The organism is Andreprevotia sp. IGB-42 (assembly GCF_009848685.1).
GTDB lineage: Bacteria > Pseudomonadota > Gammaproteobacteria > Burkholderiales > Chitinibacteraceae > Andreprevotia.
Window position 1 is genome coordinate 1 of record NZ_WXTX01000030.1, and the last position, 8,454, is coordinate 8,454.

Genomic DNA, 8,454 nt, shown 5'->3' on the forward strand with positions numbered 1-8,454 from the left:
TTCACTGTTGGCGGTAGTGCTTGTCGAGCGCATGCGGCAGGCGGGATTCGCCAGCGATGTAGGTACATTGTTCGCGCTGCCCACAGTGGCCGCGCTGGCCCCAAGGATACAAGCCAGCATCATGCCGGCAGCGTCCCCCCCCAACCTGATCCCGCAAGATTGTGAGCGTATTACCCCGGAAATGTTGCCATTGGTGGTTTTGTCACCCGCGAGCATTGCCGCGATTGCCTTGGCAATACCGGGCGGCGCAGCCAACATCCAGGACATCTATCCACTGGGCGCATTGCAGGACGGCATCCTGTTTCATCACCTGCTGGATCAGGGTGGCGATACCTACCTGACCAAACAGCAGTTCGTGTTTGATACCCGTGCCCGGCTCGACAGCTTTACCACAGCACTCCAGACCGTGATCGACCGTCACGATACATTCCGCACCGCCGTGTTCTGGCAGCATCCGGAACAGCCGGTACAAGTCGTGGTACGCCGTGCCACGCTTGGCATTGACGAAGTGATGCTTGATGCCGCCGATGGCGAAATCACGCACCAGCTGGATGTGCGTTACGACGCCCGCCACTACCGTGTGCCGCTGGATAGGGCACCGTTGCTGCACGCCGTTACCGCCAATGACGTGCGCAATGGTCGCTGGGTCTTGCATCTGCTGTTGCACCATATGATCTGCGATCACACCACGCTTGAACTCTTGGCGCACGAGATCGGGCTCATCCTGGACGGGCAGCCTGATCCGTTGCCCAGCGCGCCGCCGTTTCGCAACTTCATCGCGCAAACCCGCTGTGGCGTTGACAGCGCAGCGCACCATGCGTTCTTTACGGCAATGCTCAGCCACATCGATGAGCCGACCGCGCCCTACGGCGTGCTAGACATCCATGGCAGCGACCAGGCTATCGATGAGATACGCGAGGTATTGTCAGCAGAGCTGTCGCTGCGCATCCGGCAACAGGCGCGCGCTAACCGGGTAAGCGCCGCAAGCATGCTGCATCTGGCGTGGGCGCTGGTACTGGCCCGCCTGACCGGACGGGATGAGGTGGTGTTCGGTACCGTGCTGTTCGGCCGTTTGCACGGTGGTACAGGCGCTGACCGCATCATGGGCCAGTGCATCAACACACTGCCGGTGTGCATTGTCGTGGGCGATGCCGGTATCCGCAGCGGACTGCACAGTACCCATTCGTTACTCGCGCAACTGGTACGGCATGAGCATGCTTCGCTTGCCGATGCGCAGCGCTGTAGCGGCATGGCCAACACAACTCCGCTGTTTTCCACATTGCTGAACTACCGCTATAGCCATAATGCCGATTCGGTCTTTGCTGCACTACGCCGAGAGGGCATGACCGCGCTGCACTTTGACGAACGCACCAACTATCCACTGACCCTGACCGTGGACGACCTGGGCGATGGCTTCGGCTTGATGGTGCAAGGCGTGTCTGCCGTTCAGCCGCAAAAGGTTTACGCCTATCTCTGCACCGCGATTGCATCGTTGCTGGATGGGCTGGAACACGCAGCGGATACGCCCCTGAAGCAGACTGAAGTGCTGCCGTTGGCCGAGCGACGCCAACTGTTGTCCAGCTGGAATGCAACCGCGGCGCGCAAGCCGCACGCACAGACCATTCATCAGTTGTTCGAGATACAGGCAGCCAGAACACCCGACAGCGTTGCGGTGATTTTCGGGCACAACCAGCTGAGCTATCGCGAACTGGATGGCAGAGCCAACCAGTTGGCGCACTACTTGCACACACAAGGTGTGGGCCCGGACGTGACCGTTGCGCTGTGCATGGATCGCTCGCTGGAGATGGTGGTTGCCTTGCTGGGGATATTGAAAGCCGGCGGCGCCTATATCCCGCTCGACCCTGCTTACCCCCGGGATCGGCTAGCCTACATGCTGGCCGACGCCCGGCCCGCGCTTGTACTCTCGCAAGCGCATTTGCTGCGTATGCTTGCACACGACTTGCCGATATTCTGCCCGGCGCAGGAGACCGATACGCTCGCCGCATTGCCGCAAACCAGCCTGGACACCGGCGGGCAATCTGCGCACCTCGCCTATGTGATTTACACCTCCGGCTCCACGGGCCGCCCCAAGGGTGTGATGGTGGAACATGGTAGCGTCGTCAACTTCCTGTGCAGCATGGCCAAGGCCCCGGGGCTGGATGCACGCGATGTAGTGCTGGCATTGACGACGCTGTCTTTCGATATTGCCGGTCTGGAAATCTATCTGCCGCTCACCGTCGGTGCCCGGCTGATACTCAGCACGCGCCAGCACAATACCGATCCAGCACTGCTGGCCAGTACCATTGCCGAGCATGGGGTGACTGTGATGCAGGCCACGCCATCGGGCTGGCGCCTGCTGCTCGATGGCGGTTGGTCGGGCAAGCCTGACTTGAAGGCGCTGTGCGGTGGTGAAGCCCTCGCTGCGGACCTTGCTGCGCGGCTGCTGGCGCATACGGGCAGCCTGTGGAATCTCTACGGGCCGACAGAAACGACGATCTGGTCAACGCTGACCTGCATCAGCAACGATGAAACAAATGGCGCAATCAGCATCGGTACGCCCATCGACAATACGCAGCTGTATGTGCTCGATACCCACGGACGCCCGGTTCCCATCGGAATAGCTGGCGAACTGTACATTGGCGGAGCCGGCGTTGCGCGGGGCTACCTCAATCGCCCTGATCTGAGCGAGGAGCGCTTTGTGCCCGATCTGTTTTCGGCCAAAGCCGGGGCCCGCATGTACCGTACCGGAGATCTGGTGCGCTATCTGCCTGATGGCAAGCTCGATTACCTCGGGCGCATTGATCACCAGGTAAAAATCCGCGGTTTCCGTATCGAGCTGGGAGAAATCGAATCGTCACTCACCGCAATGCCGGCTGTGCGCGAGGCCATTGTATTGGTACGTGAGGATGAACCGGGGGACAAGCGGCTGGTCGCCTATGTGGTTGCCACCGCAACGGCCGATCTGCCGGAGCCTGCGGCGCTACGCAGCCATTTGCTGCAAGGCTTGCCTGACTACATGGTGCCGGGTCAGTTTGTTGTGCTCGACTGCCTGCCGCTGACGCCGAACGGCAAGATCGATCGCAAAGCATTACCCGCACCCGACACCCCACATGACGATGCGGGCTACCTGCCGCCGCGCAACGAAATCGAAGCGCAGCTCGCCATCATCTGGGCCGACGTGCTCAAGCTTGGCCGGGTGGGCGTGCACGACAATTTCTTCGAGCTGGGCGGGCATTCGCTGCTTGCTGTCACGCTGGTGGAGCGCATGCGCCGCATCGGTCTGGGCACCGATATCCGCACGCTGTTCAACACGCCGACCATTGCTGCCGTTGCGGCAAAAGCCGGGATGACACCAGTAGCCGTTCCACCCAACCTGATCCCTGCCAACTGCAGCGCAATCACACCGGACATGCTGCCACTATTGAGCTTGTCGCCCGAGGAGATTGCCAATATCACCGCCATCGTGCCGGGTGGTGCAGCCAATATCCAGGATATCTATCCGTTGGCACCGCTGCAGGAAGGCATCCTGTTTCATCATCGTTTGCATCACACGGGTGACATCTATCTGCTCAAGCTGCAGTTCCGCTTTGCCAGCAGGGATATGCTGGAACAATTCATCGCCGCATTGCAAACCGTCATTGATCGCCACGATGCATTGCGCACCGCTGTCATCTGGCAAGGCCTGACCGAGCCGGTGCAAGTGGTTTTGCGCAACGCCCGCATGAAGGTCCGCAACGTGTCGTTGCACGCACTCGATGATCAATACAGCCCGGTGCGCTACCGGCTCGATGTCAGCGAAGCGCCGTTGATTCAGGCTTTCTTTGCCGAGGATATTGCAAAGGGGCGTTGGGTACTACAACTGCTGCAGCACCATCTGATCAGTGATCACACCTCGCTCGACCTGATGTTCGCGGAGGTTCAGACCATACTGGCCGACCAGGCCAACCGGTTGGCGCCGGCACTGCCCTTCCGCAACTTCATTGCGCAGGCACGCCTTGGTATCGGCGCGGACGAGCACGATGCTTTCTTCACCCGCATGCTCGCGCACATCATGGAGCCCAGTACCCCCTACGATGTACTACATGTGCATGATAGCGCCGAAGTCGAAGACGTACGGCGATCCATCCCGGATGATCTGGCCTTGCGCATCCGCGCAGGTGCCCGGACACACAAGGTGGGCACCGCCGCGCTGATGCATCTGGCGTGGGGCATTGTGCTGTCACGCCTGACCGGGCGCGATGCTGTGGTGTTTGGCACTATCCTGTTCGGTCGCTTGCAGGGCGGTGAAGGCGCAGACCAGGTGATGGGGTTGTGCATCAATACCCTACCCATCCGCATCGACACCGGCATGATTGCAGCCCGTGATGCGCTGAGTGCAACCCAGCTGCTGCTGAACGAACTGCTGCGGCACGAGCATGCATCGCTGGTGCGGGCACAACGCTGCAGCGGTGTACCCGCATCGACGCCGTTGTTTTCAACATTGCTGAATTACCGCTACAGCGCGGCATCGGTCACCGCAGTGCCGGTACACCACGGGGTGGAGATACTGGGTGGCGAAGAACGCACCAGCTATCCGTTGACCATTTCGATTGATGACCTTGGCACCGGTTTCACCTTGAGTGTGACGGGCAGCCAGGCGGTCAGGCCACGGCAGGTTTGTACTTACCTGCTTACCGCGCTCGAAGCACTGGCGGACACACTTGAAGCTGCCCCGCAGGCGCCCATTGCCGGGCTCAACATTCTGCCTGATGAAGAACATGCCGCCATCGCCAACTGGAACGATACGGCAAGCCGATATCCGCAAGCAGCGATTCATGCGCTGTTCGAAGAGCAAGCGGCAATGGCACCAGCACACACGGCAGCTGTTTTTGATGGACAAACGCTCAGCTACGGCGAGCTGAACCGGCAGGCCAACCAGCTGGCGCATCACCTGCGCAGCCAGGGGGTAGGCCCCGATGTGCTGGTAGGATTGTGCGCCGGGCGCTCGTTCACATCGCTGGTCGGCGTGCTTGGGATTCTGAAAGCAGGCGGTGCTTACCTGCCGCTCGATCCTGCCCTACCCGTGCAGCGGCTGGCCTATATGTTGGCCGACGCAGCACCCGCGATGGTGCTCTCTTGCGACGATGACTGGGACAAGCTCGGCATCGACAACGTAAGGCGGCTGCATATTGACGATGCTGCTGTCGCTGGCTTCCCCGACTGCAATTTGCCTGCCATCACCCTGCCTGATCACCTAGCCTATGTGATGTACACATCCGGTTCCACCGGCCAGCCCAAGGGCGTGCTCGTCACGCACCGGAACGTCGTCCGGCTGGTCAGGGAGACGAATTACTTCACGCTGGATGCCTGCGCCCGCGTACTGCATATGGCACCTGCCACCTTCGACGCGGCCACGTTCGAGCTATGGGCGCCGCTACTCAACGGCGCAAGCGTTGTCATGCCATTGCCGGGGCCACATACACTGGCAGCCATAGGCGAGTTCATCACTGCGCAGCGTATTGATACATTGTGGCTGACAGCTGCGCTGTTCAAGCAGATGGTTGAGCATGAGCTTTCCCATCTTGCGGGCGTACGGCACGTGCTTGCGGGCGGCGAAGCACTGTCTGCGCCGCATGCAGCGGCTTTTCTTGCCGCTGGTGGCAAATTGCTGACCAATGGCTACGGGCCTACCGAGTGCACGACGTTTTCATGCACACACGCGGTGCAACCCGAACCGGGTGAATCCGTACCGATAGGCCGGCCCATTGCCAATGCGCACATCTATATACTCGACGCGCAAGGCCAGCAGGTCCCAGCCGGTGTAGCGGGCGAACTGCATATCGCCGGTGACGGGCTGGCACGCGGCTATCTGGGCCGCCCGGACTGGACGGCGGAACGCTTCGTTCCCGATCCTTATGGCTTGCCGGGTGAACGCATGTATCGCTCCGGCGATCTGGCGCGCTACCTGCCGGACGGTACGATCGAATATTTGGGCCGGCTGGATGATCAGGTCAAGATCCGCGGTTTCCGTATCGAACCGGGCGAAATCGAAGTCAGCCTGCTGGCACTACCCGCGGTGCGTGATGCAATCGTGATTGCCCGCGAAAATGACGCGGGCGATCGGCAACTGGTGGCCTACCTGATCGCAAAGGCGGGCCAAACCATTGCCGGGGATGCGTTGCGTGCGGCATTGCTGCAAAGCCTGCCCGATTACATGGTGCCCGCGCATTTCATCATGCTGGATCAGTTCCCGCTCACACCGAATGGCAAAGTTGATCGCAAGGCATTACCTGCTCCGGACCGCAGCCAGGATGACACGGCCTACCTTGCACCGCGTACTGAAACCGAAGCACGGCTAGCCCTCATCTGGGCAGTGGTGCTCAGGCTCGACCGCGTGGGGGTGCACGACAACTTCTTTGCGTTGGGCGGACATTCGCTGTTGGCCACGCAGGTCAGCTCGCAACTGCGTAGCCGGCATGGCATCGATTTGCCGCTGCGGCAGTTGTTTGATCACCCCACCATCGCTGCACTGGCCGCGGTACTGGATACAGCCGGGGCACAACAGGCACTGCCACCAATCGAACCGGTCGCCCGCACAGGGGGACTACCCCTGTCCTTTGCCCAGCAGCGCTTGTGGTTTCTAGATCAGTTGGACCCCGGCAGCGCGTCTTACAACATTCCTGCTGCGTTGCGCCTGCGTGGTGTGCTTGATGCGCAGTGCATGCGCCAGGCATTTCAGGACCTGATGGCGCGCCACGAATCGCTGCGCACCCGCTTTGTATTGCGCGATGGTGTACCGGTGCAATGGATTGCCGGGCCGGACCACTTTGCATTGCCGCTGCTGGCTGACCTAAGCGCCTTGCCCGCTGCCGCGCAGGCGAGCGTGGCATCACAGCATTTGCGTGAAGAGGCAAACCGTCCATTCGATCTGGCTGCCGGGCCATTGCTGCGTGCCGGCCTGATCCGGCTGGCAGACGACGAGCATCTGCTTTGCTACACCTTGCACCACATCGTGGCCGATGGATGGTCGATGGGGATCTTGCTCGGTGAGCTGGGCCAGCTTTACCTCGCGCATAGCCAACAATATAAGGTGGATCTGCCGCCACTGGCGCTGCAATATGCAGACTTCGCTGCCTGGCAGCGGCAGTACCTGACAGGTAGCGTGCTGGCAAAGCAGCTGGACTACTGGCATACCCAACTGGCCGGCGCACCGGCCTTGCTGGCTCTGCCTACCGATCGACCGAGGCCCGCGATACAGAGCACCGCTGGTGCCACTCATGCAACAAGCATTGCGGCCGCAGACTACACCGCGCTGCTTGGGCTTGCCCGGCATGGCGACAGTACTCCGTTCATGGTGCTGGCTGCGGCATTCAGCATCCTGCTGTCCCGCTACAGCGGTCAGACCGATTTATGCGTCGGCACGCCCATAGCCAACCGTAATCATGCGGAGATCGAAGCGCTGATCGGTTTCTTCGTCAATACACTGGTGCTGCGCGCGCAGGTGGATAAGCACGCTACCTTTGCCGATTTGCTGCAACAAGTACGCGGCACCACGCTTGCTGCCTACGACCATCAGGATCTTCCCTTCGAGCAACTGGTCGAGGCACTCAAGCCTGTGCGTGATCCCGCCTATTCGCCATTGTTCCAGGTGATGCTGGTACTGCAGAACCAGCCTGAGGCCACGCTGGCGCTACCGGGGCTGCATGTCGAGTTTGCCGAAGTAACCGCGGATATTGCCAAATTCGACCTGACCCTGAATGTGATCGATCATGGCGATAGATGGGCACTGCAATGGGAATACAACACTACCCTGTTCGATGCGGTCACCATCGAGCGCATGGCAAATCAGTTCGGTACGTTGCTCGGCAGCATTGCAAGCCAGCCAGCCAGCAAGGTGGGCGAGTTGCCATGGCTGCCCGTGGCTGAACGGCATCAGTTGTTGGTGGACTGGAACGATACCCGTGTTGCGTACTCAAGGGATCACGGCATTCATCGCAGCATTGAAGCACATGCAGCTCAAACACCGGCGCAGATCGCGCTGATGCTTGAAGACCGGCAACTCGGCTATGGCGAGCTGAATGCACGTGCCAACCGCTTGGCGCATTACCTGCGCGGGCAAGGCGTGGGGCCGGATGTGCTGGTGGGTATTTCGCTGGAACGCTCATTCGAGCTGATCGTCGCCATCCTGGCGGTGCTGAAGGCCGGAGGTGCCTACCTGCCGCTGGACCCGGATTACCCGCCCGAGCGGCTGGCTTATATGCTGGGCGATGCCAGACCTGCGCTGCTGATCACCCGGCAGTCTTGTCACCATGTGTTTACGGGTCACGGCATCCCGCACTTCAATCTGGATAGCGATGCCGAACTGCTGGCCAGCCAGCCAGCAAGTAATCTACTGGTTGAGGTTCAACCACAACACCTCGCTTATGTGATTTACACTTCGGGTTCAACCGGCCAACCCAAGGGGACGCTGCTGCT

At 60.6% G+C, this 8,454-nt stretch carries 1 protein-coding gene; it reads left to right on the forward strand.

Annotated elements, in window-relative coordinates; translation table 11 throughout:
* Positions 1-121: 121 nt before the first annotated feature.
* A partial coding sequence (locus tag IGB42_RS21570) for an amino acid adenylation domain-containing protein (RefSeq protein ID WP_159675618.1) occupies positions 122-8,454 on the forward strand: 8,333 nt, incomplete at its 3' end.